23 protein-coding genes are annotated in these 24758 nt (G+C 64.5%); 9 read left to right on the top strand and 14 right to left on the bottom strand.

The features are described from left to right. Positions 1 to 123: 123 nt before the first annotated feature. Positions 124 to 1617 carry a MocR-like pyridoxine biosynthesis transcription factor PdxR gene (gene pdxR, locus AC4FWB_RS15335; RefSeq protein WP_040993852.1) on the bottom strand — a complete coding sequence of 498 codons (1494 nt, stop codon included), beginning with the start codon at positions 1615 to 1617 and terminating at the stop codon, positions 124 to 126. 282 nt (positions 1618 to 1899) lie between these two features. Between pdxR and pgi the strand changes: the two genes are divergently transcribed. Both pgi and AC4FWB_RS15325 read left to right on the top strand, forming a co-directional pair. Further along, positions 1900 to 3543 carry a glucose-6-phosphate isomerase gene (gene pgi, locus AC4FWB_RS15330; RefSeq protein ID WP_491026987.1) on the top strand — a complete coding sequence of 548 codons (1644 nt, stop codon included), beginning with the start codon at positions 1900 to 1902 and terminating at the stop codon, positions 3541 to 3543. A gap of 5 nt (positions 3544 to 3548) precedes the next feature. Next, positions 3549 to 4274, top strand: coding sequence for an HAD family hydrolase (locus tag AC4FWB_RS15325; protein WP_491026986.1), 726 nt, complete (start codon positions 3549 to 3551; stop codon positions 4272 to 4274). Here AC4FWB_RS15325 and AC4FWB_RS15320 read toward each other — a convergent pair. Both AC4FWB_RS15320 and AC4FWB_RS15315 read right to left on the bottom strand, forming a co-directional pair. Continuing rightward, on the bottom strand, positions 4271 to 4909 hold the full coding sequence (locus AC4FWB_RS15320; protein WP_491027005.1) for a class I SAM-dependent methyltransferase: 639 nt from the start codon (positions 4907 to 4909) through the stop codon (positions 4271 to 4273). The genes AC4FWB_RS15325 and AC4FWB_RS15320 overlap by 4 nt on opposite strands. A gap of 77 nt (positions 4910 to 4986) precedes the next feature. Then, a complete protein-coding gene (locus AC4FWB_RS15315; RefSeq protein WP_491026984.1) occupies positions 4987 to 6675 on the bottom strand; it encodes a long-chain fatty acid--CoA ligase in 1689 nt (562 codons plus the stop codon). Between AC4FWB_RS15315 and AC4FWB_RS15310 the strand changes: the two genes are divergently transcribed. From AC4FWB_RS15310 to AC4FWB_RS15280, 7 genes are all read left to right on the top strand, one after another. Then, positions 6674 to 6823, top strand: a complete 150-nt coding sequence (locus tag AC4FWB_RS15310) for a hypothetical protein (RefSeq protein WP_491026983.1) — start codon at positions 6674 to 6676, stop codon at positions 6821 to 6823. The genes AC4FWB_RS15315 and AC4FWB_RS15310 overlap by 2 nt on opposite strands. A 72-nt stretch (positions 6824 to 6895) precedes the next feature. Next, complete coding sequence (locus tag AC4FWB_RS15305) at positions 6896 to 7300, top strand: hypothetical protein (protein ID WP_491026982.1); 405 nt, start codon at positions 6896 to 6898, stop codon at positions 7298 to 7300. Between the two features lie 166 nt (positions 7301 to 7466). Then, on the top strand, positions 7467 to 9065 hold the full coding sequence (locus tag AC4FWB_RS15300) for an ABC transporter substrate-binding protein (protein WP_491026981.1): 1599 nt from the start codon (positions 7467 to 7469) through the stop codon (positions 9063 to 9065). A 44-nt stretch (positions 9066 to 9109) separates the two neighbouring features. Then, the gene (locus tag AC4FWB_RS15295; RefSeq protein WP_491026980.1) at positions 9110 to 10117 is read left to right on the top strand and encodes an ABC transporter permease subunit; all 1008 of its coding nucleotides are present in this window, start codon (positions 9110 to 9112) and stop codon (positions 10115 to 10117) included. Further along, positions 10117 to 11028 (top strand): ABC transporter permease subunit, encoded by a 912-nt coding sequence (locus AC4FWB_RS15290; RefSeq protein WP_491026979.1) that lies wholly within the window; start codon positions 10117 to 10119, stop codon positions 11026 to 11028. The genes AC4FWB_RS15295 and AC4FWB_RS15290 overlap by 1 nt, the downstream gene beginning before the upstream one ends. Further along, a complete protein-coding gene (locus tag AC4FWB_RS15285) occupies positions 11028 to 11882 on the top strand; it encodes an ABC transporter ATP-binding protein (protein ID WP_491026977.1) in 855 nt (284 codons plus the stop codon). Before AC4FWB_RS15290 ends, AC4FWB_RS15285 begins: the two co-directional genes overlap by 1 nt. 13 nt (positions 11883 to 11895) lie before the next feature. Next, complete coding sequence (locus tag AC4FWB_RS15280; protein WP_491026976.1) at positions 11896 to 12720, top strand: dipeptide ABC transporter ATP-binding protein; 825 nt, start codon at positions 11896 to 11898, stop codon at positions 12718 to 12720. Positions 12721 to 12959: 239 nt separating this feature from the next. On the opposite strand, the gene AC4FWB_RS15275 is transcribed toward AC4FWB_RS15280, so the two are convergent. From AC4FWB_RS15275 to AC4FWB_RS15225, 11 genes are all read right to left on the bottom strand, one after another. Continuing rightward, the gene (locus AC4FWB_RS15275; RefSeq protein ID WP_491026975.1) at positions 12960 to 14255 is read right to left on the bottom strand and encodes a cysteine desulfurase-like protein; all 1296 of its coding nucleotides are present in this window, start codon (positions 14253 to 14255) and stop codon (positions 12960 to 12962) included. 39 nt (positions 14256 to 14294) lie between these two features. Continuing rightward, positions 14295 to 14972: an amino acid ABC transporter permease gene (locus tag AC4FWB_RS15270; RefSeq protein WP_292345203.1), complete on the bottom strand. Its 678-nt coding sequence runs from the start codon at positions 14970 to 14972 to the stop codon at positions 14295 to 14297. A 106-nt stretch (positions 14973 to 15078) separates the two neighbouring features. Next, positions 15079 to 15864: an ABC transporter substrate-binding protein gene (locus AC4FWB_RS15265; protein ID WP_491026974.1), complete on the bottom strand. Its 786-nt coding sequence runs from the start codon at positions 15862 to 15864 to the stop codon at positions 15079 to 15081. Positions 15865 to 15965: 101 nt separating this feature from the next. Further along, positions 15966 to 17105 (bottom strand): aminotransferase class V-fold PLP-dependent enzyme, encoded by a 1140-nt coding sequence (locus tag AC4FWB_RS15260; protein ID WP_491026973.1) that lies wholly within the window; start codon positions 17103 to 17105, stop codon positions 15966 to 15968. Positions 17106 to 17400: 295 nt separating this feature from the next. Next, entirely contained in the window at positions 17401 to 18129 is a 729-nt protein-coding gene (locus tag AC4FWB_RS15255; protein ID WP_491026972.1) for a GntR family transcriptional regulator, read from the bottom strand. A 411-nt stretch (positions 18130 to 18540) separates the two neighbouring features. Next, on the bottom strand, positions 18541 to 18936 hold the full coding sequence (locus tag AC4FWB_RS15250) for a RidA family protein (protein WP_491026971.1): 396 nt from the start codon (positions 18934 to 18936) through the stop codon (positions 18541 to 18543). A gap of 40 nt (positions 18937 to 18976) precedes the next feature. Beyond that, entirely contained in the window at positions 18977 to 20125 is a 1149-nt protein-coding gene (locus tag AC4FWB_RS15245) for an acyl-CoA dehydrogenase family protein (protein WP_491026970.1), read from the bottom strand. A 231-nt stretch (positions 20126 to 20356) separates the two neighbouring features. After that, positions 20357 to 21169 (bottom strand): enoyl-CoA hydratase family protein, encoded by an 813-nt coding sequence (locus AC4FWB_RS15240; protein ID WP_491026969.1) that lies wholly within the window; start codon positions 21167 to 21169, stop codon positions 20357 to 20359. Continuing rightward, positions 21166 to 21630, bottom strand: a complete 465-nt coding sequence (locus AC4FWB_RS15235; RefSeq protein ID WP_059189765.1) for a MarR family winged helix-turn-helix transcriptional regulator — start codon at positions 21628 to 21630, stop codon at positions 21166 to 21168. Before AC4FWB_RS15235 ends, AC4FWB_RS15240 begins: the two co-directional genes overlap by 4 nt. Beyond that, the gene (locus AC4FWB_RS15230; protein ID WP_491026968.1) at positions 21624 to 22397 is read right to left on the bottom strand and encodes an SDR family NAD(P)-dependent oxidoreductase; all 774 of its coding nucleotides are present in this window, start codon (positions 22395 to 22397) and stop codon (positions 21624 to 21626) included. Before AC4FWB_RS15230 ends, AC4FWB_RS15235 begins: the two co-directional genes overlap by 7 nt. Beyond that, positions 22394 to 24688 (bottom strand): bifunctional salicylyl-CoA 5-hydroxylase/oxidoreductase, encoded by a 2295-nt coding sequence (locus AC4FWB_RS15225; RefSeq protein WP_491026967.1) that lies wholly within the window; start codon positions 24686 to 24688, stop codon positions 22394 to 22396. Before AC4FWB_RS15225 ends, AC4FWB_RS15230 begins: the two co-directional genes overlap by 4 nt. Positions 24689 to 24758: the final 70 nt, after the last annotated feature.

The following is a 24758-nucleotide window of genomic DNA, read 5'->3' as shown; positions in this document are numbered from 1 at the left end:
GGCATTGGTACAGCCTATGAGCCAGCCAATCCCGTCGAATATGCCAGACTGCTAAAGCGATGAGGCGTGCCAAAACAAAAGAGCCGGCGAAGCGCCGGCTCTATTTTTGCAAGTCGATGGCGATCAGGCCGCAGCGGGCCTGCGGCCGGCTGCCGTGGCGAGCTCGCGGATACCGGGCTCGATATGCTGCAGCGAGATCGAGGAGATGCCCAAACGCATGAAACGAGAGGGCTTTTCGCTGCGATCGAAGAACCGGTCGCCGGGCTCGATGATGACGCTGCGCGAGGCGGCGGCTTCGGCCAGGCCGCGTGAATCGGTGCCGCGCGGCCCTTCCAGCCACAGCGATGTGCCGCCCGCCGAGTCGGTCGAGCGCCACTCTGGCAGGAAAGCGGAAATCGCATGGACCAGACGCTTGCGCCGCTCGTCGAAGGCGGCGGAGAGCCGGCGCACCAGCGCCTCGTGATGGCCGAGCGACAGGAACAGCGCCACCGCGCGCTGGTTGTTCGCCGGCGGGTGCCTGAGCATGAAGCGGCGCAGCGCGCGAAGCTCGGCGATCAGCCCGGCCGAGGCGACGATGTAGCCAAGCCTCAAGCCGGGAGCCAGCGTCTTCGACATCGAGCCGACATAGATGACGCGGCCCGAACGGTCGAGGCTCTTCAATGCCTGCTGCGGCGCCTCGTCGAGGAGCTGGCTGTCATAGCCGTCCTCGATGATGATCTGGTTGTTGCGGTTGGCTCGCGCCAACAGATCCTGCCGCCGCTCCGCCGACAGCGGCACCATGGTCGGGCAATGGTGGCTCGGCGTGACGAAGACGAAGCCGGAATCGCTGGGGATCGCCGAGGTGACGATGCCCGACTGGTCCACCGGAACCGGCTGGATATCGGCGCCCGCCAGCCGGAAGATCGAGCGGGCATCGGGATAGCCCGGATCTTCCATCGCCACCTTCGAGCCCTTGGTCATCAGCAGCGAGGCGAGCATGTAGAGCGCGTTCTGCGCGCCCAGCGTCACGATGATCTCGTCCGGATTGGCGAAGATGCCGCGGCGCGGCAAAAGCCGGGCCTGGATCTGCTCGATCAGCAGCGGATCGTCGCGGTCCACCATGTCCGAGGCCCAGTTGCGGATCTCCAGCACCGCGAGCGCCATGCGGTTGCATTCGCGCCATTCGGCGGTCGGGAACAGCGCCGGGTCGAACTGCCCATAGACGAACGGGTAGGAGGACTTGATCCAGTTGTCGTGCTTGGCCGGCGGCGGCATGTCGCTGGCGGCGATCTGCCGGCGCGCCTTCCAGTCGATCTCGTTCTGCTGGTCGGGCGCCTTCTGGTGCGGCTTGGCGGGGGTGGCCAGCACGTCAGGGTTGACGAAATGGCCGCGCCGCTCGCGCGCCACCAGGAAGCCCTGATCGACCAGCTGCTGGAAGGCAAGCACCACCGTGCCGCGGGCAACCCCAAGTTTTTCCGCCAGAATCCGGCAGGACGGCAGCGGCATCGAAGCGGCGATTTGTCGGTCGAGGATGGCTGCGACGATCGCCTGGCGGATCTGAGCCTGGAGGGTTTGTCCGGATTCGGCCGAAATCCGGAACAGGCCGGACCATATGGCCGTGTCATTGCGCTGTGGCATGGGAGATCTTCCTCGGATGGCCAGCTGTTTTCACTTGGCTGGACCAGTCGAGTGTAGGGGTGGCACAAGGGGTTGCGCCAATCAATTTTTCTGATCGCTGGGATTTATGCCAGTGATCCATTGGTTGTAAAATCATGCTGCAACGCATCATAAAAGCGTGATGCGATGCGGCATCGCCGCGCTTGAACGAAATGGAAATCGGCTCAATAGAATGTCGCGACGACACGCGCCGGAAACATCCGGCCTGTTACAATAGTCTAAAAACCCGCCAGGAGCCCGCCAGTGGATCAGTCAGCCTTCGACAAGCAGGTCACCGCTCTGCGCGATCAGCGCGCGGCAGCCAAGGGCAGCATGCGCGAGGCCTTCGCCGCCGATCCCAAGCGCTTCGAGAGGTTTTCCGCCACCGATGGCGATCTTCTGCTCGACTGGTCGAAATGCGCGGTCGATGCCGGCACGATGGCGATGCTGGAGAAGCTCGCCGGCGCCGCCGATCTCGCGGGACGCCGCGCCGCCATGTTCGAAGGCAAGAAGATCAACGTCACCGAGAACCGCGCCGTGCTGCACACCGCGCTGCGCAACCTTACCGGCAAGAGTGTCGTGGTCGATGGCCAGGACACGAAGGCCGATGTGATTGCCGTGCTCGACGCCATGGGCGCCTTCGCCGACGCCCTCCGCTCCGGCAAGGCGGCCGGCGCCACCGGCAAGAAGATCACCGACATCGTCAATATCGGCATCGGCGGCTCGGATCTCGGTCCGGCCATGGTCACGCTGGCGCTGGCGCCCTACCATGATGGCCCGCGCGCGCATTACGTCTCCAATGTCGACGGCGCCCACATCCACGACACACTGAAGGATCTTTCGCCCGAAACGACCCTGTTCATCATCGCCTCCAAGACCTTCACTACGGTCGAGACGATGACCAACGCCGAGACGGCGCGCAAATGGGTGGAGAAGGCGCTGGGCAAGGAAGCGATCGGCAAGCATTTCGCCGCCGTCTCGACCGCGCTCGATCTGGTGGCGAAGTTCGGCATCGCTTCCGATCGGGTCTTCGGCTTCTGGGACTGGGTCGGCGGCCGCTACTCGGTCTGGAGCGCCATCGGCCTGCCGGTGATGATCGCCATCGGTCCGCGCAATTTCCGCGCCTTCCTCGATGGCGCGCATGAGATGGACGAGCATTTCCGCTCGGCACCCCTGCAAAAGAACCTGCCCGCTTTGCTGGGCCTGATCGGCTGGTGGCACCGGGTCGTCTGCAAATATCCGGCCCGCGCCGTCATTCCCTACGACCAGCGCCTGTCGCGCCTGCCGGCCTATCTGCAGCAGCTCGATATGGAATCGAACGGCAAGAGCGTCACGCTGGACGGCGGCGCGGTCACCACGCCGACCGGTCCGCTGGTCTGGGGCGAGCCGGGCACCAATGGCCAGCATGCTTTCTTCCAGCTCCTGCACCAGGGCACCGATTTCATCCCGGTCGAATTCCTCGCCGCGGCCGTCGGTCACGAGCCGGAGCTGAAGCACCAGCATGATCTGTTGCTCGCCAACTGCCTGGCGCAGTCGGAAGCCTTCATGAAGGGCCGCACTTTGGAAGAGGCGCGCGCGCAAATGCTGGCCAAGGGCATGAAATCAGCCGACGTCGACCGCATCGCGCCACACCGCGTGTTCTCTGGCAACCGCCCGTCGCTGACGATCCTCTACAGGAAGCTCGATCCGCGCACGCTCGGCCGGCTGATCGCGCTCTACGAGCACCGCGTCTTCGTCGAGGGCACGCTGTTCAACATCAACTCGTTCGACCAGTGGGGTGTCGAACTTGGCAAGGAATTGGCGACGGGCCTGCTGCCTGTCGTGGAAGGCAAGGAGACTGCCGCAAAACGCGACGCCTCGACTGCCGGACTGGTGGGACATATCCACCAATTGCGCGGCGCGGAGTGACAGGTTTGGCGGATATCAAGGGCATTCTCTTCGACAAGGACGGCACGCTTGTCGATTTCAACGCAACCTGGCTCGGCATTGCCGATTTCATGGCCATGGACGCCGCCGAGGGCGATCGCTGGAAGGCCGACCGGCTGCTCGCCGCGGCCGGTTTCGATTTCGTCAGCAAGCGCTTCAAGCCCGATTCGATCTTTGCATCAGGCTCGAACATGGATGTCGTCGAGCTCTGGTTCCCGCGCCTGTCCGACGAGGACCAGATGGTGGCCGTCTCCCGCTTCAACGAGATCACCTCGGTGCAGGGCTCGTCGATGGCGGTAGCGCTTCCCGGCATCGTCGAATCGCTGCGGGCACTGCACAAGCGATCCTTCCGGCTGGGCGTCGCCACCAACGATTCCACCAGTGGCGCCGAGAAGACGCTCGCCACGCTGGGTGTCGCGCAGCTCTTCGACGCCGCCTTCGGCTATGATGCCGTGGCCAACCCCAAACCGGCGCCCGATACGGTCGTCGCGTTCTGCGACCTGACCGGGCTGAAGCCAAGCGAGATCGCCATGGTCGGCGACAATCGCCACGATCTCGAAATGGCGCGCGCCGGCGGCTGCGGGCTGGCGGTGGGCGTCCTTTCCGGCACCGGCACGCGCGACTCGCTGTCGCCGATGGCCGATGTCATTCTGGATTCCGTCGCCGACCTTCCGGATTTCCTTTCGGCGCGGGTAAGCGCAGCGGCGAGCTAATCAGCGGCTGCCACGACGAAAGCAAAGACGCCGCTCGGCTTCGGCGCGCCGCCGCCGTTTCCGCCGACATCGGGCACCTGATACTCAGCCAACAGACGAAGCCGCCGCCTGGGCAGCCAGGCGCGGCCCGGATCGCCGACCAGCACCTCGATGCCGGCGGCAAGGCAGCGGTCGAGGAATGGGACGACCCGCCGCGCCACCGCCTGTCCGTAAAAGACATCGCCGGCGAGCACCAGATCGACGGCAGGCGGCGGACCGGCGGTGATGTCCTCGCCGATTATGCTGACGGCGACGCCGTTGGCCGCGGCGTTGAGGCCGAGCGCGACGACACCGTTGCGGTCGATTTCCGCCGCGAACACCTCGCTCGCCCCGGCCTTTGCCGCCGCGATGCCGACAAGCCCGGAGCCGGCGCCGAGGTCGAGCACCCGGCGGCCCGCGACGATCGAGGGCCGGTCGAGTATATAGCGCGCGAGCACCGCGCCGCCGGCCCAGGCATAAGCCCAGTAGGGCGGTTGCGGCTCGACAACGCTTTCATCGGCGCCACCATCCGGTTCAAGCAGCCGCCGCAGCCCGCTGCCGGGATGGGCCATGTAGAGGCGGATTTCGGGGAGCGACGGCACCGGCAAAAGCCGCATGTTCGCCTTGATGAATTCCGCTGGATCGAGCCTTTCGCTTGGTTCGCGCGATGCGCTGGCAGCGTGGTCGGCCAAGTCTATTCCCGCAATGCGCGCCGCAGGATCTTGCCGACCGGTGTCTTCGGCAGCTCGGCGCGGAATTCGATGTATCGCGGCCGCTTGTAGCCGGTCAGGTTCTCGCGGCAATAGGCGGTCAGCGCCTCGACGGTGAGCGCCGGGTCCTTCCTGACCACGAACAGCTTCGGCACCTCGCCGGAATGCTCGTCCGGCACGCCGATCGCCGCCACCTCGAGCACGCCGGGATGGTGCGCCACGACCTCCTCCAGCTCGTTCGGATAGACGTTGAAGCCGGAGACCAGGATCATGTCCTTCTTGCGGTCGACGATCTTGGTGTAGCCGCGCTCGTCCATGAAGCCCATGTCGCCCGACTTGAAGAAGCCGTCCTTGGTCATCACCTTGGCGGTCTCGTCCGGCCGGTTCCAGTAGCCGGCCATCACCTGCGGCCCGCGGATGCAGATTTCGCCGACTTCGCCGAGCGGCACGTTGTTGCCGTCGTCGTCGCGGATGGCGATCTCGGTCGACGGCAGCGGCAGGCCGATCGTGCCGGTGAACTCGCTGGAGCTGAACTTGTTGGCGGTCGCCACCGGCGAGGTTTCGGAAAGCCCGTAGCCTTCGCTCACCGGACAGCCGGTCAGCGCCTTCCAGCGTTCGGCCACGCCCTTCTGCACCGCCATGCCGCCGCCAAGCGTCAGGATCAGCGGCCTGAAGTCGAGCTTGCGGAAATCCTCATTGTTGAGCAGCGCGTTGAACAGCGTGTTGAGGCCGGGGAAGATGTGGGCCGGGTATTTCTGCAGTTCCTTGACGAAGCCCGGAATGTCGCGCGGGTTCGGAATGAGCACGTTCTGCGCACCCTGCTGCATGCCCATCAGCGCATTCACCGTCAGCGCGAAGATATGATAGAGCGGCAGCGCGCAGATGAAGTTGAGATGCGCCGGCTTCGGCTTGACCGTATAGGCATCCTCCACCCAGAGCGAATTCTGCGCCACGTTGGACAAGACGTTGCGATGCAGCAGTGTCGCGCCCTTCGAGACGCCGGTGGTGCCGCCGGTATATTGCAGGAAGGCTATATCGTCGCCCGAAACCGCCGCCGGCTTGAAGGCGCTTGCCGCGCCGGCCTTCAGCGCGGCATTGAATTTGACATGGCCGGGCAGCGACCAGGCCGGCACCATCTTCTTCACCCGCCGCACGACGAGGTTGACGATCGTGCCCTTGAGCCCGCCCAGCAGGTCGCCCATCGCCGCCACCACCACATGCTTGACCGGCGTCCGGCCGATCACCGCCTGCAGCGTGTTGGCGAAGTTTTCCAGGATGACGATGGCCTGCGCGCCGGAATCCTTCAGCTGATGCTCCAGCTCGCGCGGCGTGTAGAGCGGGTTGATGTTCACCACCGTGAAGCCGGCGCGAAGCACCGCCATCATCGCCACCGGATATTGCAGCACGTTCGGCATCATCAGCGCCACGCGCGCGCCTTTCTCCAGCCCCTTCGACTGCAGATAAGCGCCGAAGGCGGCCGAAAGCCGCTCGAGCTTGGCATAGGAGATCGACTTGCCCATGCACACATAGGCTGGCTGGCCGGCGAACTGCTTGCAGGCGCCGACGAGGAAATCGCCGATGGAATTGTAGGGCAGCGGACCGATCTCGGCCGGCATGTTCTTCGGATAGTTTTTGAGCCACGGCTTTTCCGGCAGCCCGGCGGCGAGCTCCATGATCGCCTTCGGCAGCCGCTTGGCCGGAGCGGATGCCGGTTTGGCGGCGCCCGCCGTAGCTGCTTTCGCGGCGGCGGCCTTTGCCGCAGGCTTGTCGGTTTTTGCGGTTGCAGCCTTGGTGGCGGACTTTGAGTTCGTCTTCGCCTGAGCAGCAACTGGCTTGGCCTTTGGCTTGGCGGGGGCTTTGGCCGGCGAAGCCGTCTTGGAAGGAGAAGCCGTCTTGGAAGGTGAAGCCTTGGGCGCGCCGGCATTGCCGGTCGCGGCCTTGGCTTTTGCCTTCGCCGGGGGCGTTGTCTTTGCTGCTTTTGCCACCAAATCCCTCCCTGGTGTCCTGGTCTTGCTGCCGCGTGCCGCGTTCGCTTCCGATGCTGGAAACGTCCTCCGCTGCCGTCGATCGCGGATTCCCCAAGAAATCCGGCCCGGCGTCTATGTATTGCCTCTATCGGCGGCGGTGCAAGTCTTGCCCCAGCGGCAGCGGCGGAAAGATTTGCCGTCGAAATCCCTTCGCCTGGCCGCTCCTCGAAGTGCGTGCCGACAAGGAGCAGGACTGCAAGCGGGGAGCTTCCGGGCTGATTTCGAGAGGCGGCCAATCAATAAAAAAATGCAGTCGTTAACAATGTCGTGAGCGAAAAATTCTGCTCATATTTTCCATCATTTGAGGAAAATACGGATTCTTTTCCTGCTTACCGTGGGGTACGCAAACGGGGTGTTCCAAAGCCCGAAAAACGGTGCTTATATGCGCGCTTCGCGAGCCTGATAGAGGGGCTTGGAAGAACATCAGGGAGTGCTCAATGAAAAAGACATTGACTTTTGCAGCCGCGTTGCTGGCTGCAAGCGTCCTGGGTGGCATGGCCAATGCAAAGACGCTTGTCTATTGCTCGGAAGCGTCGCCGGCCAATTTCGATCCGGGTACGACGACGGGCGGTAACGACTTCGACGCCTCGTCGCGCACGGTCTATTCGCGCCTGGTCGAGTTCAAGCACGGCGGCACCGAGATCGAGCCCGGCCTCGCCGACAAATGGGAAATCTCCGACGACGGCCTGGTCTATACTTTCCACCTGCATCCGGGCGTGAAGTTCCAGACCACCGATTATTTCAAGCCGACGCGCGATCTCAATGCCAACGACGTCGTCTTCTCCTTCGACCGTCAGTTCAACAAGCAGAATCCGTGGAATGGCGAGAAGTATCTGCCGAACCTGACCTGGGACTACTACACCGGCATGGACATGCCCAAATACGTCGCCAAGTGGGAGAAGGTCGACGACCTCACCGTCAAGCTGACGCTGACCGAGCCGAACGCGCCGATGCTGGCCAATCTCGGCATGGACTTCGCTTCGATCGTCTCGAAGGAATATGCCGACCAGCTCGAGAAGGATGGCAAGATGGCCGACTTCTCGACCAAGCCGATCGGCACCGGTCCGTTCCAGTTCGTCGACTATCAGCTGGATTCGGTCATCCGCTATGCGGCGAACCCCGATTACTTCAAGGGCAAGGAGAAGATCGACGATCTCGTCTTCGCCATCACGCCTGACGCGACCGCTCGTACCCAGAAGGTGCTCGCCGGCGAATGCGATGTGGCACCCTATCCGAACCCGGCCGACCTCGCGACGATCAAGGCCAACAAGGACGTCACCCTGCTCGACCAGGCCGGCCTCAACATCGGCTATATGAGCTACAATACGACGATCCCGCCGCTCGACAAGCCTGAGGTTCGGCATGCGCTCAACCAGGCGATCGACCGGGAAGCGCTGATCAAGTCGCTGTTCCAGGACGCTGGCGCGACGCCGGCCCAGAACCTGATCCCGCCGACCATGTGGTCGTGGAACAAGGACGTGAAGTTCGATTCCTATGATCCGGAGGCGGCCAAGAAGGTGCTGGCCGATGCCGGCCTGAAGGAAATCCAGCTTTGGGCTTCCGACCGCGTTCGTCCGTACAACCCGAACTTCCAGCGCGCGGCTGAGCTGATCCAGGCCGACTGGGCCAAGGTCGGCGTCAAGGCGGAGATCGTCAACTACGAGTGGACCAAGTATCGCGCGGAGGGCAAGAAGAAGGATCGTCCAGGCGCGTTCCAGGTCGGCTGGACCGGCGACAATGGCGATCCGGACAACTTCTTCGCCACCCTCTTCGCCTGTTCGGCCATCGGTGTGTCGAACTATTCCAGCTGGTGCGACAAGGACTTCGAGGACCTGATCCAGAAGGCCAAGAAGACCAGCGACCTGGGTGAGCGCACCAAGCTGTACGAACAGGCGCAGGTGATCTTCCAGAAGCAGGCCCCTGCCTTCTTGCTGGCGCACAGCCAAGTCTACTCGGTCGTTCGCAACAACGTCACCGGCTACAAGATGGACCCGCTCGGCATTCACCGCTTCGACGGCGTTGACAAGTCCGAGTAATATTGCGAACGGGGCGGCGCAATCATGCGCCGCCCCACTTCACTATGCTTAGATATCTTCTCAACAAAATCGCCCTCCTGATCCCGACCCTCGTCGGCATCACGATCTGCGCCTTCGCCTTCGTCCGGCTGCTGCCCGGCGATCCGATCCTGGCCATGGCCGGCGAGCATGGCGTATCGCCGGCGCGCTACGAGGAGCTTAAGGAACAGTTCGGCTACAATCTGCCGGTCTGGGAACAGTACGTGCGCTATGTCGGCGAGGTCGCCACCGGCGATTTCGGCGTTTCCATCTCGTCCAAGCGCCCGGTGATGGAAGAGTTCAAGACGCTCTTCCCGGCGACGCTGGAACTGTCCTTCTTCGCCATGATCTTCGCCATGGTCGTCGGCATCCCGGCCGGCATTTTCGCCGCCGTCAAGCGCGGCTCCTGGTTCGACCAGTCGCTGATGGGCACGGCCCTTGTCGGCTACTCCATGCCGATCTTCTGGTGGGGCTTGCTGCTCATCATCTTCTTTTCCGGCTATCTCGGCTGGACGCCGGTCTCGGGCCGCATCGGCCTGCAATTCTTCTTCAAGCCGATCACCGGCTTCATGACCATCGACAGCATCCTCTATGGTAAATGGGACGCGCTGCGCTCGGCGCTCAGCCATCTCGTTCTGCCTGCGATCGTGCTCGGCACCATCCCGCTCGCGGTGATCGCGCGCCAGACGCGCTCGGCCATGCTCGAGGTGCTCGGCGAGGACTATGTCCGCACCGCCCGCGCCAAGGGCCTTTCGGCCGCCCGCGTCATCGGCGTGCACGCGCTTCGCAACGCGCTGATCCCGGTCGTCACCACCATCGGCCTGCAGGTCGGTACGCTGCTTGCCGGCGCTATCCTCACCGAAACCATCTTCGCCTGGCCGGGCATCGGCAAGTGGATGGTCGATTCCATCTTCAAGCGCGACTATGTCGTCGTGCAGTCAGGTCTGCTTTTGATCGCCCTCATCGTCATGGCCGTAAACCTCGTCGTCGACGTGCTTTATGCCGTCATCAACCCGCGCATCAGGGCGGCGTGATGAGCCAGTCGACCGAAATTGCTCCCATGGCCGCCGGCAGTCCGGATCGACTGACCGGGTTCAAGACCTTCTGGCATTATTTCTCGGTCAATCGCGGCGCCGTCATCGGCCTCGTCGTCTTCGTCCTTTTGGTGCTGGCCGCGCTCTTTGCGCCGTTGCTTGCGCCCTATGCGCCCGACGTGCAGGACAAGACCGCGTTTCTGAGGCCGCCAGCCTGGCAGGCGGGCGGCAGCACGCAATATCTGCTCGGCACCGATCCGGTCGGCCGCGACATCCTTTCGCGCCTGCTCTATGGCGCGCGCTTCTCGCTGCTGATCGGCGCCGTCGTGGTCACGCTGGCTCTCACCGGCGGCATCACGCTCGGCCTGCTGGCCGGCTATTTCCGCGGCTGGGTCGACGTGGCGATCATGCGCGTCATGGACCTCATCCTGGCTTTCCCGTCGCTGCTGCTTGCGCTGGTGCTGGTCACCATCCTCGGTCCCGGCCTGTTCAATGCCATGCTGGCGATCTCGCTCGTCCTGCAGCCGCATTTCGCGCGGCTGGTGCGCGCGGCGGTGATGGCCGAGAAGAGCCGCGAATATGTCGTCGCCGCCAAGGTGGCCGGCGCCGGTCATCTCAGGCTGATGCTTCGCACGATCCTGCCGAATTGCCTGGCGCCGTTGATTGTCCAGGGCACGCTGTCCTTCTCCAACGCCATTCTCGAAGCGGCAGCCCTTGGCTTCCTCGGCCTCGGCGCGCAGCCGCCGACACCGGAATGGGGAACGATGCTCGCCTCGGCGCGCGAATTCATCCTACGCGCCTGGTGGGTGGTGACCTTCCCGGGTCTCGCCATCCTCATCACCGTGCTCGCCATCAACCTGATCGGCGACGGCCTGCGTGACGCCCTCGATCCGAAGCTCAGGAGGTCGTGATGGCGGCGCTACTCGACATCCAGAATCTCGTCGTCGAATTCCAGACCGCGTCCGGCCCGTTCTGCGCCGTCGACGGCGTCTCGCTCCATGTCGACGAGCGCGAGGTGCTCGCCATCGTCGGCGAATCCGGCTCCGGCAAGTCGGTGTCGATGCTGGCGGTGATGGGCCTGCTGCCATGGACGGCGACCGTCACCGCCGACCGCATGGGCTTCGGCGGCCGCGATCTCCTCAAGATCAGCCCGGCCGAACGCCGTAAGATCATCGGCAAGGACATTGCCATGATCTTCCAGGAGCCGATCGCCAGCCTCAATCCCTGCTTCACCGTCGGCTTCCAGATCGAGGAGGTGCTGCGCTTCCATCTCGGCATGGACCGTGCGCAGCGCCGGGCGCGCGCCATCGAATTGTTGAAGCAGGTCGGCATTCCCGAGCCGGCGGAGCGGCTCAACTCGTTCCCGCACCAGATGTCGGGCGGCCAGTGCCAGCGCGTCATGATCGCGATGGCGATCGCCTGCAATCCGAAGCTCCTGATCGCCGACGAGCCGACCACGGCGCTCGACGTCACCATCCAGAAGCAGATCCTCGATCTCCTGGTCTCGCTGCAGGCCAAATACGGCATGGGCCTGATCATGATCACCCACAATATGGGCGTGGTCGCCGAAACCGCCGACCGCGTCATCGTCCAGTACAAGGGCCGCAAGATGGAAGAGGCCGACGTGCTGTCGCTGTTTGAATCGCCGAAGAGCAACTACACGCGCGCGCTGCTGTCGGCGCTGCCGGAGAACGCCGTTGGCGACCGGCTGCCGACCGTCTCGGACATGCTGTTCGAGCCGGCGCCGTCGGGAGCTAGTGCATGACCGGAGCCGGCGCATGACCAAGGTTGTCGAAGGCAAGAACATCAAACGCGACTACCATGTCGGCGGCGGCCTGTTCCGCCCGGCGCGCACGGTGCATGCGGTGAAGGGGGTCTCCTTCAGCGTCGAGAAGGGCAAGACGCTCGCCATCGTCGGCGAATCCGGCTGCGGCAAGTCCACGCTTGCCCGCATCATCACGCTGATCGACCCGGCGACGGCGGGCGACCTGTTCATCGACGGCAACAAGGTCGACATCGCCAGGGACGGGCTGACCAAGGAGATGCGCCGCAAGGTGCAGATCGTCTTCCAGAATCCGTACGGGTCGCTCAACCCGCGCCAGAAGATCGGCGACGTGCTCGGCGAGCCGCTGCTGATCAACACCGACAAGCCGGCCGAGGAACGCCGCGACTTGGCGATGAAGATGCTGAAGAAGGTCGGCCTCGGGCCCGAGCACTACAATCGCTACCCGCATATGTTCTCCGGCGGCCAGCGCCAGCGCATCGCCATCGCCCGCGCGCTGATGCTCAATCCCAGCCTGCTGGTGCTGGACGAGCCGGTATCGGCGCTCGACCTTTCGGTCCAGGCGCAGGTGCTCAACCTGCTCGCCGACCTGCAGGACGAGTTCAAGTTGACCTACGTCTTCATCAGCCACGATCTGTCGGTGGTGCGCTACATCGCCGACGACGTGATGGTGATGTATTTCGGCGAAGCGGTCGAATACGGTCCGCGCGATGAAGTCTTCTCCAATCCTCAGCACGGCTACACCAAGACGCTGTTCGCCGCGACGCCCCGCGCCGACATCGCCTCGATCAAGGCAAGGCTGGCGAAGAGGGCGGCCTGACGAAGGGATAGGCCGGGATCCTTCGCGCCCCCCTCTGTCCTGCCGGACATCTCCCCCACTTGGGGGGAGATTGGCAGCTTTGGCGACGGCGCCATTCCTGCGACGTTGGTGACTGGCGAAAGCCGGTGCGACATCCAATCTCCCCCCTTGTGGGGGAGATGTCCGGCAGGACAGAGGGGGGCGCTGTCCCGCCAGCATCTCGAAGGCTATCCACAGCCACGGCGCTCGAAGAGATCAGATCACGACAGCTTCCCAACAATCGCCCGCAGCGCTTCGCCGAAGCGGTGCACCTCTTCCACCGTGTTGTAATGCACCAGCGAGGCGCGGATGGCGCCGCTGTCCATCGACAGGTTGAGCCGCTTCATCAGCCGTGGCGCATACATGTGGCCGTCGCGGATGCCGATCTGCAGGGCGGACATCTCCTCGACGATCCGTTGCGGCGAGAGCTTGCCGATGTTGAAGCAGAACGTCGGCACGCGCTCGTGGATACGGGCTTCATCGGCGACGCCGTAGATCGTCGCGCCGCAATCCTTCAGCACCTTGAGCATCTCTCGCGCGAGCATCAGTTCGTAGTCGCGGATCGCGTTCATGCCGGCGACGATGTTGTCGCGGCGCGAGCGGTTGTTCTCGGGGAGCAGATTGCGGCCGACCGATTCCAGGTAGCGCACCGCGGCATCCATGCCGGAGACATTCTCGTAGATGAAGGTGCCGGCCTCGACCTTGTAGGGCGGCTCGTCGGGAATGAAGTCTTCGCGGAAGGTCGGCAGCCGTTTCAGCGTTTCGAAGCGGCCCCACAGAAAACCCATATGCGGCGAGAAATTCTTGTAGCCGGAGCAGACGAGATAGTCGCAGTCCCAGGCCTGCACGTCGATCAGCCCGTGCGGCCCGTAATGCACGCAGTCGAGGAACACTTCCGCGCCAGCCGCATGCGCGATCCTGGCGACCGAAGCGACATCGACGATCGAGCCGATCGAATGCGCCGTCACCGTGCAGGCGACGAGCCGCGTACGGTCCGACACCAGCGGCTTGAGGTCGTCGACATGCAGGTTGCCGTCCTCGCGCATGCGCCACCATTTGAACTTGGCGCCGGCCTGTTCCAGCGCCAGCCAGGTGGCGATGTTGGCGTCGTGGTCCATGTCGGTGATGACGATCTCGTCGCGTCCCCCACTTGCTTGCTTTGAAAGCATCTGGCCGATGCCGAGGCTGACCAGGCGGATGAACGAGGTGGCGTTCATGCCGAAGCAGATTTCGGACGGGCTGTAGGCGTTGATCAAAAGCGCCACGCTTTCGCGCGCTTCGGCAACCGACTGGTCGACGGTGACGCTGCGGCCATAGCGGCCGCCGCGCTGCACATTGTGGCCGACCAGATGGTTGGTCACCGCGTCGAGCACGCTTTGCGGGATCTGCGCCCCGGCGGCATTGTCCATGAAGATGAAGTCGCCCGCCTGTTGCAGTGCCGGGAACATGGCGCGGATTTTTTCGACCGGGAACGAAGCGGCGCTCTCCGGCGCTTTCGAAACATGGTGCTGGTTCACGGGAGTCTCCTTCAGGTCACGAATGCTATGCGGGTAGGGTTAGTGCGCGCCGGACTTGGCCTTGCCGCGCTCTTCGAGGTAGCCGACCAGTCGCACCAGCGGCCACAGGAAGGCGAGATAGATGATCGCGGCGCCGATCAGCGGAGTCGGATTGGCCATCAGCGCCTGCGCGTCGGTCGCCTGCTTCAGGAGATCGGGCATCGCCACGACCGACGCGAGCGCGGTGTCCTTGAACACCGAGACGCAGTTGCTGGTGAGCGGCGGGATGACGACGCGGATCGCCTGCGGCAGGACGACCTTGCGCATGGCGACCCAGAAGGGCAGGCCGAGTGCCGCGGCCGCCTCGAACTGGCCTTTCGGGATGTTCTCGATGCCAGCGCGGCAGACCTCCGCCGTGAAGGCGGCGAGCACCAGCGACAGAGCCAGCGCGGCCGAGACGAAGGAGGACAAGCGGATGCCGATGAAGGGCAGGGCGTAGTAGATCAGGATCAGCACCACCAGGATCGGCAGCGCGCGGAACATGTCGATGTAAAGCGTCGCCAGCCGTCTCAGCGGCTTCGGCGCATAGAGCCGCACCAGGCAGATCGCCAGTCCGGCAATGGTGCCGAAGACGATCGCGGCGCAGCCGAGCAGAATGGTGTTGCCGAGCCCGCGGATCAGGATCGGAAACGATCGGACCAGGATGCCCCAGTTGAAGAAGGTGTCGATCAGTTCCATCGGCATCACCCGCGAGACAAAGCCCGCCCTGCTGGCGGACCCAAATGGTCGAAGCGAGAGCGCCAGCTGTTGCTGTCGCCCTCGTTGAAGGTTGTGATTAGCCGGCTTATTGCGGGATCGGTCCCGGCGTCACCGTGCTGGTGCCGGCTTCCGGATCGACGCCGAACCACTTCTTGTGGATCGCGGCCATCGTGCCGTCCTTCTTCATTTCGCTGATGGCGTCGTTGACCTTCTCCAGCAGCGGATGGCCTTTCTTGGTCATCATCGCGAAGCGCTCGCCGGTCGGGATGCGCACCAGGATTTTCAGCGCCGGCATCTGCTTGATGGCGAACAGGAAGCCGGCGAGCTCGCCGGCGCCGCCGTCGATGCGGCCGTTCTGCACGTCAAGCAAAAGGTCCTGCTGGGCGTTGTAGCTCTTGGTCTCGGCAACGCCGAGCTTGGCGGCGTTTTCCTTCATGTAGGCTTCGCCGGTCGAGCCGGCGATGACGCCGATGGTCTTGCCCTTCAGGTCATCAAGCGACTTGATGGCGGAATCCGCCTTGCCGACGATGGTGCCGTCGCTGTCGTAATAGGCTTGGGTGAAGCCCTGGTTCTGCAGCCGCTCCTTGGTGACCGAGATCGACGACACCGCAAAGTCGATGCGGCCGGAAGCGGTCGCCGCGAACAGTGCCTGGAAGCCGAGATCCTGGAATTCGGCATCGGCGCCGATGCGCTTGGCGACATCGTTGGCGACGTCGATCTCAAAACCCTCGAAGCCGCCGGAATCGGTCTTGTATTCCCATGGCGGGTTGGCCGGGTAGGCGCCCACCATGATCTTGTCGGCGAAGGCGGGCGCCGCGAAGGCGACGCCGGCGGCGACGATCACCCCAATCAGTCCTAGACGTTTCAACATCTTGCTTCCCTCTGGTTCGGTCACATCAAATGTGACGCATTTCCCTTCCGCCCCTTCCAGCGCCGAACTCCCGGGCGCCGCAGGCGAGGCGGTGCCTGCAATCAGGATGCGCGGCGATGCCGCGAACCGATGTGCTCCCTTAGCCGCGCGATCAGCGCATCGATTGCTTCGGTCGCGGTGACCATGCCGGGCGACAGCCGCAGCGTCGTGCCGCGCGCATCGCAGTAGAGCCGCTCGTTGCGCAGAGCGGCTACGATCTTCGCCGGCTCGACGCCTTGCGGCAGGCCGAGCATGACGCTGCCGCCGCGCTCGGCAGCGTCGAGCGGCGAACGGACCGCCCAGCCGTTCTGCAGAGCAGCGCCGATGATGCGTTCGACGAGAGTGACATTCTGTGCGCGGATCGTGTCGATGCCGGTCTCTTCTACCCATTCTAGCCCGGGCAGCGAGGCGACGCTTGCCAGGATCGCCGGCGTGCCGTGATCGAAGCGCCGCGCATCGTCGGCGTAGGTGAAGGCGTCGAGATCCCAGGAGAACGGGTTCGGCTGGCTGAACCAGCCGCGCAACTCCGGCCGGCATGTCGCCAGCAGATCCGGTGCGACCTGTAGGATACCCGCACCCGACGAACCGCAAAGCCATTTGAGCGAGGTCGAGACGACAAAATCGACCGGCGTCGCGGCAACGGAAAACGGCGCAACGCCGATGCCCTGCGTGACGTCGACGCCGACGATGCTGCCCATGGCGCGGCCATGCCCGGCAAGCCGCTCGACATCGCAGCGATGCGAGGCCGTCGAGGTGACGAAGGTGATGAGCGCCAGCCCGACGTCCTCCTGCCAGCGGGCGATGAAATCCTCGTCGCGCACCCAACTCTCGCCCGGCCTGAGCGGCACGGTGTCCAGCTTGAAATTGAAACGCTCGGCCAATCCCGCCAGCAGGAAATGCAGGCTCGGAAAACAGTCGCCCGCAACCAGCAGCCGCTTTCCCGCCAGGCGCTCGGCCGGCAGGCCGCCGATCAGGCTGTAGAGCGCGGTGGTAACATTTTCGGCGGTGGTGAGCGCGCCTTGCGGCGCCTCGATCAATCGTGTCCAGGCATCGATGAAGCGTTGCCGCGCGGCAAGGGCAGTCGGCCATTGGCCATCGTCTTCCGCCGACCAGATGCCTGAAAATTCCGTCAGCGCAGCGGCCATCCGCTCGGCCTTGCCGGGGAAAGTGCCGATCGAATGGTAGAGAAAATAGCCGGACATTTGCTGTCTCGCTCCCTTGTGATCATGTGATCACAAAACCGGACAGGGATCAATCGCCGCAGGTCGAGAAAGCCGGTTAGGTGGACAAAAAATGCGCGATTGTTTTGATCCAGGGAGCTGCTGCTAAATCGCACACCGTGGAGATTGGGCGAAGGAATCGCCTACAGGTTCGTCATCCTCGGGCGGAGCAAGGAGCGAAGCGACGCGGCGCAGACCGGAGGATGACGACAGAATGGGCGTTCCGGCCAATCTCCAAAGCATGGGACCTGCCAACGCAAATGTAGAGAACCAGTCGTCAGGGCGTCCTGCCGAAGGCCGCGAAATCGACCGGCCTGGGCTCCGGCACGTCGGGGCAGATCGTGCGCAGGGTCTGTTGCGTTGCCGTGATGTCGGCCACCACCTCGTCGCGCGCGCGGATGAAATCCTTGTCTTTGATGGCAGCGATGATCGCGACGTGCCGGCCCGAGGGCTCCATGGTGCCTGCCCGCATCAGCGGCGCGACATGGTTGGACAACAGCCGCATGTAAGGACCGAAGCGCAGCCACAGCGTCTCGATGAGCTGGAACAGCACGTCGGAGCCGGAGGCGCGATAGATGGTGAAGTGGAATTGCTGGTTCTTGGCGATCAGCTCGTAGATGCTGCCGTCGCGCCCGATCGCCTGCTGGTCGTCGGTGACCCTCTGCAGCGAGGCGATCTCGGCCGCGGTCAGGCGCGGCGCGCCCAGCTCGGCGGCCAGTCCCTCGACGGCAAGGCGGGCCCGGCAGAGGTCGTCGAGCCGGGCACGGGTGACGACAGGCACGCAGGCCGAGCCATTCTGCGAGATTTCCAGCGCGTTCTCCGCCGCCAGCCGTCGCAGCGCCTCGCGCACCGGCATGTTCGAAGTGCCGAAAGCCTCGGCCAGCGAGGCGATGGTCAGCACCTGTCCCGGATCGAAGCTGCCGACCATCAAGGCATGGCGAAGCTGTTGATAGACGCCATCCTGGACGGTGATGCGTCCCGATACCGGTTCGAAGCCCAGAGCCACGCTTTTGCTTTCCTAGGTTGGCAACACAAGCTATGTGCGAAAAACACAAAGTGGCCCGCCGAAGCAAGCGTGATCATCTGATCACAGATTGCATGAAGAGCCAAGCTGTTCCGGTGGGCTGGCGGGCCGAGCCATTGAATCAAGGATTCGAACGTCGCGCTGCCCCTCATCCGCCTGCCGGCACCTTCTCCCCGTGAACGGGGAGAAGACCGCTCGCCGCGACGTCGGCGCATGTCCTGCAATGTTGGCGATTGGCGAAAACAATGATCACAGCGCCCTTCTCCCCGTTCACGGGGAGAAGATGGCGGCAGCCAGATGAGGGGCGGCGCCGACTTCAATAATTGGTTGGCCGCGCGCGTGCAGGCTATTCAACCTGAGGCGAGATGAGAACCGAGGAGCTTCGACGAGCCGTCACTCCGGAATGACCGCCGTGGCCTGGATTTCCACCTTGGCGCGGTCCTCGACCAGCGCCACCACCTGCATGGCGGCCATCGCCGGAAAATGCCGGCCGATGACGGCGCGGTAGGCTTCGCCGATCCCCTTGAGGTTGGCGAGATATTCGGCCTTGTCGGTGAAATACCAGGTCATTGAGGTGATGTGCTGCGGCTCGCCGCCGGCTTCGGCCAGCACCGCGGCGATGTTGGCGAGCGTCTGGCGCACCTGGCCGACGAAATCGTCGGTCTCGAACCGGCACTCGGCGTTCCAGCCGACCTGACCGCCGATGAAAACCAGCCGCCCGCGCGCGGCGACACCATTGGCATAGCCGATCGGTTTGGCCCAGCCTTCCGGCTGCAGGATCGTGTGCATGTCTAGCCCCTATTTCAAATGCGGTTCGCAAGGCATGGTGTCAGGCCGCCCCCATGACCTGTCTGGCGATCACCACTTTCTGCACGTCGGAAGCGCCCTCGTAGATGCGCAGCGCCCTGATCTCGCGATAAAGGCTCTCGACGATGTGGCCCTTGCGCACGCCGTCGCCGCCATGCAGTTGCACCGCCTTGTCGATCACTTCCTGTGCCTTGTCGGTGGCGAACAGCTTCGCCATTGCCGCCTCGCGCGTCACCCGCGCGGCCCCCATGTCCTTGGTCCAGGCGGCGCGATAGATGAGCAGGGCGGCGGCGTCGACATCGAGCGCCATGTTGGCGATGTGGCCTTGCACCATTTGCAGCTCCGCCATCGGCGCGCCGAACAGTTTTCGGTCGGCTACCCGCTTGATGCTTTCATCCAGCGCGCGCCGTGCGAAGCCGAGGGCCGCTGCTCCCACCGTCGAGCGGAAGACGTCGAGCACCGACATGGCGATGCGAAAACCGTCGCCGGGCTTGCCGATCAGGGCGGAAGCGGGGACGCGAACATTGTCGAACGACAGCCGCGCCAGCGGATGCGGGGCGATCACTTCCAGCCGCTCGGCAACGCCGAGGCCCTTGGCGTCGCCTGGCACGATGAAAGCGGAAATCCCCTTGGCGCCAGGCGCCTCGCCGGTGCGGGCGAAGACGACGTAGAGATCGGCAATGCCGCCATTGGAGATCCAGGTCTTTTCGCCCGACAGCACGTAGTCGTCGCCGTCGCGGACAGCCGTCATCTCCATATTGGCGACGTCCGATCCCGAACGTGGCTCCGAGAGCGCGAAAGCGGAAATCGCCCGACCGGCCCGCGTCTTTTCCAGCCAGCGCTGCTGGTCCGGCGTGCCGAACAGCGAGATCGCGCCGGTGCCGAGACCCTGCATGGCAAAGGCGAAGTCGGCGAGCCCATCATGACGCGCCAGCGTTTCGCGCGTGATGCAGAGCGTGCGCACGTCGAGCGGCCCCGGCCTATCCGGGTCGAGCGCCGTCGGGCTCAGCCAGCCGTCGCGGCCGAGCTTCGCCACCAGCGCTCGGCAGGCACTGTCCACGTCGTGATGATCGACCGGCAGGTTCTTCGCGCACCAGGCGTCGAGTTGTTCGGCCAGCGCGCGATGGCGGTCTTCGAAAAAGGGCCAGGCGAGGAAGGAACGGTCAGGCATTGGCGCCTCCGCAGTGCTTAAAGCGTTGCGCTCTACGGCGCCCCCCTCTGTCCTGCCGGACATCTCCCCCACAAGGGGGGAGATTGGCAGTTTCGGCGCGCCGCCCATTCTTGCGGCTTTGGCGATTGGCGAAAGCTGAGATGACCGCTGATCTCCCCCCAAGTGGGGGAGATGGCCGGCAGGCCAGAGGGGGGCGCTGTCCCGCCAACGTTGCCAGTAACGCATCCATCGCTAGTTCCCCTCGAACACCGGCTTCTCCTTGGCCACAAACGCCTTGTAAGCGCGTTCGAAATCGCCGGTCTGCATGCAGATCGCCTGCGCCTGCGCTTCCGCCTCGATCGCCTGGTCGAGGCCCATCGACCATTCCTGGTTAAGCTGCGTCTTGGTGATGCCATGCGCGAAGGTCGGGCCGGAGACGATGCGCGCCGCCATGTCGAGCGCGTCGGCCTCGAGCGCCGCAGCATCGACCAGCCTGTTGTAAAAACCCCAGCGTTCGCCTTCGGCGGCGCTCATGGTGCGGCCGGTATAGAGCAGCTCGGCGGCGCGGCCCTGGCCGATGATGCGCGGCAGGATCGCGCAGGCGCCCATGTCGCAGCCGGCGAGCCCGACGCGGGTGAACAGGAAGGCGGTCTTCGCCTCCGGCGTGGCGATGCGGATGTCGGAGGCCATGGCGATGATCGCGCCGGCGCCGACCGCTACGCCGTCGACCGCCGAAATGATCGGCTTGCCGCAGGAAAGCATCGCCTTGACGAAGTCGCCGGTCATGCGCGTGAAGGCGAGCAGCGCCTTCATGTCCATCTCGACCAGCGGGCCGATGATGTCGTGGACATCGCCGCCCGAACAGAAATTGCCGCCATTGGGCAGGAACACGACGGCATCGACGTCGTCGGCATAGACGAGGTCGCGAAACGTGTCGCGCAGCTCGGCATAGCTGTCGAAGGTCAGCGGGTTTTTCCGCTCCGGCCGGTCGAGCCGGATTTTCGCGACCTTGCCTTCGACCTCCCAGAGGAAGTGCTTGGGCTTCAACCCAGCCATCTTGCTCATTCGCGTCCCTCCCAATTGCTGCGGAACGATTTCAGCATACCGGTCAGCCGCCGCGCTTCGTCCTCGCTGACGGTGCCGAGCAGTTCGCCGACCCAGCTCTCATGCGCGGCGGCGATTGCCGCGAAAGACTTCGAGCCTTCCTCGGTCAGCCGCACCATCGAGGTGCGGCGGTCGCCGTTGCGGCGTGCGCGGGTGACCAACCCTTCCGACACCAGCCGGTCGACGATGCCCGTCACATTGCCGTTCGACACCAGAAGGAAGCGCGACAGGTCGCTCATCAGCATGCCTTCCGGCGAGCGGTAAAGCGCCGCCATCACATCGAAGCGCGGCAGCGTGGTGTCGAACTCTTTTTTCAGCCGTTCGCGCAGCTCGGCCTCGATGGTGCGCGAGGCACGCAGCAGCCTGATCCACAGGCGCAGCCTGTCCTTACCCGGCCCGGCGGATGTCGGTCCCGCTACCATGTCTCGCCTCCCGAGACCGAGATCGCCTGCCCGGTGATCGATCGCGCGGCATCGCTGCACAGCCACAGCACCGCCGCCGCGACTTCCTCCGGCTGGATGAACCGTCCTTGCGGGTTTATCGCTTCAAGGTTCGCCCGCGCCTCGTCGGCGGGACGGCCGGTCTTCTCGACAATGCGCTGGATGGAGACCTCCAGCATTTCGGTCTCGACGAAGCCCGGACAGACGGCATTGACGGTGACGCCGGATTTGGCGGTCTCGACGGCAAGAGCCCGCATCAGGCCGATAACGCCATGCTTGGCCGCGACATAGGGCGCGACGTAGGCGTAGCCTTTCAGGCCGGCGGTCGAGGCGACGAAAATGATCCGGCCTGTTTTCCGCGCCAGCATGCCGGCCAGCGCCGGTTTTGCCGTCAGGAATGCGCCGGTGAGATTGACGTCGAGCGTGCGCCGCCATTCGACCAATGACGTCTTGTGCGCCGGCGCGCTGCCGGACATGCCGGCATTGGCGACGACGATCTCGATGGGACCGCGCGCGGCTTCCGCCTTCTCGTAGAGTGCGCCCATCTCCGCTTCATCGGTGACGTCGGCGGCGATGCCAAAGATGCGATCGTTCTGCTTGGCGACTTCGGCAAGCTCTGCCTCGCGCCGGCCACAGATGGTGACGCTGACGCCTGCGCCGGCCAGCGCCAGCGCAATTGCTTTGCCGACACCGGTGCCGCCGCCGGTGACGAGCGCATGTTTGCCGGTGATTGCCGGAGTGGTGCTCATACCTTGAGCCCCGCTGCCGCTTCGCGCTCGGCCAGGCGGTAGATCTGGTCGCGTCCGCGCAGATAAGGATCCGGCCATTTGACGCCGCGGTCGCCGAGTGTCACCGCAGCATGCAGCGTCCAGTAGGGATCGGTGAGATGCGGCCGCGCCAGCGCCACCAGATCGGCGCGTCCGGCCATCAGGATCGAGTTGGCATGGTCGGGCTCGTAGATGTTGCCGACAGCCATCGTCGCCATGCCGACCTCGTTGCGGATGCGGTCGGAGAACGGCGTCTGGAACATGCGGCCATAGACCGGCTTGGCGGCGATGGTGGTCTGGCCGGCCGAGACGTCGCAGAGGTCCACGCCGGCCTGATGCAGCAGCCGCGCGATCTCGACCGCGTCGGCCGGCGTGACGCCTTCGATGCCAACCCAGTCATTGGCCGAGATGCGCATCGAGATCGGCTTCCCGGCCGGCCACACCGCGCGCACCGCACGGAAGATCTCCAGCGGGTAGCGCATGCGGTTCTCCAGCGAGCCGCCATAGTCGTCGGTGCGCCTGTTGGTCAGCGGCGTGATGAAGGCGGACAGCAGATAACCATGCGCGGCATGGATCTCCAGCATGTCGAAGCCGCAGCGCGCGGCCATCTCGGCCGAGGCGACGAACTCTCCGCGCACCCTGTCCATGTCGGCGCGCACCATCGCCTTCGGCACCTGGTTCTGCGGCGACCACGGCACGGCCGACGGCGCCATCACTGGCCAGTTGCCGGAAGGCAGCGGCTCGTCCGTTCCTTCCCAGCCGAGGCGGGTCGAGCCCTTGGCGCCGGAATGGCCGATCTGGGCACAGATTTTCGCTTCGGTCTCGGCATGGACGAAATCGACCAGGCGCTTCCAGGCGACCTCATGTTCGGGCTTGTAGAAGCCGGGGCATCCGGGCGTGATGCGGCCTTCGGGGCTGACGCAGGTCATCTCGATATAGAGCAGCCCCGCGCCGCCCTTGGCGCGTTCGGCATAATGGGCGAAATGCCAGTCGGTCGGGCAGCCGTCGACGGCCTTGTACTGCGCCATCGGCGAGACGACGATGCGGTTGTTGAGCGCCATGTCGCGCAGCTTGAACGGCGCGAACATCGGCGCGCGGCGCAGCATGTTGCCGCCGGCGCCGGCCTTGCGCTGGAACCACTCCTCGGCGCCGGCCAGCCATTCGGCGTCGCGCAGCCGAAGATTCTCGTGGCTGATGCGCTGCGAGCGGGTGAGCAGCGAATAGTTGAACTGAACTGGATCGAGGCCGAGATATCGTTCGACCTCCTCGAACCATTCGAGCGAGTTGCGCGCCGCCGACTGCAGCTTCAGCACCTCGGTGCGCCGCGCATCCTCATATTTGCGGAAGGCGGCATCCAGATCGGGTTCGGACTCGACATAGTCGGCCAGCGCGACAGCGCTTTCCAGCGCGAGCTTCGTGCCTGAGCCGATCGAAAAATGCGCGCTTGCCGCGGCGTCCCCCATCAGCGCCAGGTTCTTGTACGACCAGCGCTCGCACAGCACGCGCGGGAAGTTGATCCAGGCCGAGCCCCTGATGTGGTTGGCGTTGGTCATCAGCGGATGGCCGCCGAGATGCTTTTTGAAGATGCGCTCGCAGACCGCGATCGATTCCTGCTGCGTCATCGCCCCGAAGCCGAAGCGCTCCCAAGTCTGCTCGCTGCATTCGACGATGAAGGTCGCGGTCTCGCTGTCGAACTGGTAGGCATGCGCCCACACCCAGCCGTGCTCCGTCTTCTCGAAGATGAAGGTGAAGGCGTCGTCGAATTTCTGCGTCGTGCCGAGCCACACGAACTTGCATTTGCGGGTGTCGATGTCGGGCTTGAAGACATCGGCGAAGGCAGCGCGCGACTTCGAGTTCAACCCATCCGCCGCGACCACCAGATTGTGCGTTTCCATGAAGGGGCGGGGGTCGGAGATATCGGTCTCGAACATCATCTTGATGCCGAGCTCGCGCGCCCTGCGCTGCAGCAGGATCAGGAGCCGCTTGCGGCCGATGCCGCAGAAACCATGACCGGTCGAGACTGTCCGCACGCCGTCATGGATGACGGCGATGTCGTCCCAATAGGCAAAATGCTTCTTGACCCAGACCGCGCTGACCGGATCGTTCCTGGTCAGGTTCTCAAGTGTCTCGGCCGACAGCACCACGCCCCAGCCGAACGTGTCGTCCGGACGGTTGCGCTCGTAGACCGTCACCTCATGCGCGGCGTCGCGCAATTTCAGCGAGATGGCAAAGTAGAGTCCGGCCGGTCCGCCGCCGAGAACCGCAACCTTCATGTCTTGCGATCTCCTCTTCGCACCAGGGAACGCCGGCAAGGGCCGGCGTTCCCAACTGTCAGTATCGCGC

The sequence above is a fragment of the Mesorhizobium sp. LEGMi-168a genome, assembly GCF_058312955.1.
This window is presented reverse-complemented; position numbering and strand designations above follow the sequence as displayed.